This is a genomic window from Escherichia sp. S10b (genome assembly GCF_028421345.1).
In the GTDB taxonomy this organism is placed as follows: Bacteria; Pseudomonadota; Gammaproteobacteria; order Enterobacterales; family Enterobacteriaceae; genus ECMA0423.
Window position 1 is genome coordinate 1 of record NZ_JAHZSO010000082.1, and the last position, 774, is coordinate 774.

The following is a 774-nucleotide window of genomic DNA, read 5'->3' on the forward strand; positions in this document are numbered from 1 at the left end:
CACTAACACCGTTTGCCTAAAGTTGTTCGCAAGATGCATGTTTAAAACATTCTGGAGCGGGTATGGATCGAGAGTTGAAAAATCTGACGCTGAATATCAGTCAACTGGCGGCACTGTCAGGTGTACATCGCCAGACTGCTGCGGCAAGGCTGCAAAATCTACCCGTTGCAGGGGGGCATGAAAGCAACCTCAAGCTTTATCGGGTGGTTGATATTGTGTCGGCATTTCTGGCATTACCACCGCCGGTTGCAGAAGGCGAAATGGACGCGCATGAGCGCAAAGCCTGGTATCAGTCTGAACGTGAGCGTCTTAAGTTCGAACAGGAAACGGCACAACTCATTCCGGCCAGTGATGTCAGACGGGAGTTTGCCATCTGGGCAAAAGCGGTCGTGCAGGTGCTGGAGACATTACCGGATATTCTTGAACGTGACTGCGGTCTGCAGCCTGCCGCTGTGAGCCGTGTTCAGTCCATTATTGATGATCTGCGCGATCAGATAGCCCTGCGGGTGACTGAAGCAGGTGCGGATGATGAGGAGGAATTACAGCAGGAGGAGTAATGCTGAATCAGGAAACCGCAAAGGCAGCACGAACCGATTCAGGTTATATCCTTCGCGCACCGAGACGAATGCGGGTTGCTGATGCCGTTGCTCAGTATATGCGGGTGCCCATGGGGGCAGGGAACTCAGTCCCGTGGGATCCGCTGGTGGCACCGTATGTTATTGAGCCGATGAACTGCCTGGCCTCGCGTGAATACGACGCAGTGATATTTGTTGG

1 protein-coding gene and 1 pseudogene are annotated in these 774 nt (G+C 53.4%); both read left to right on the forward strand.

Annotated features, from left to right (window positions below; all coding sequences use genetic code 11):
* Window positions 1-62: 62 nt before the first annotated feature.
* Window positions 63-557 carry a DUF1441 family protein gene (locus tag FTE26_RS07090; protein ID WP_000373425.1) on the forward strand — a complete coding sequence of 165 codons (495 nt, stop codon included), beginning with the start codon at window positions 63-65 and terminating at the stop codon, window positions 555-557.
* Window positions 557-774, forward strand: a pseudogene (locus tag FTE26_RS07095) (phage terminase large subunit family protein); the annotation flags it as partial. The gene FTE26_RS07090 and the pseudogene FTE26_RS07095, both read left to right, overlap by 1 nt.

Bases quoted from the DNA above. Each gene is read 5' to 3' on its own strand.
- FTE26_RS07090 (WP_000373425.1), top strand. From the start codon at position 63: ATGGATCGAGAGTTGAAAAATCTGACGCTGAATATCAGTCAACTGGCG.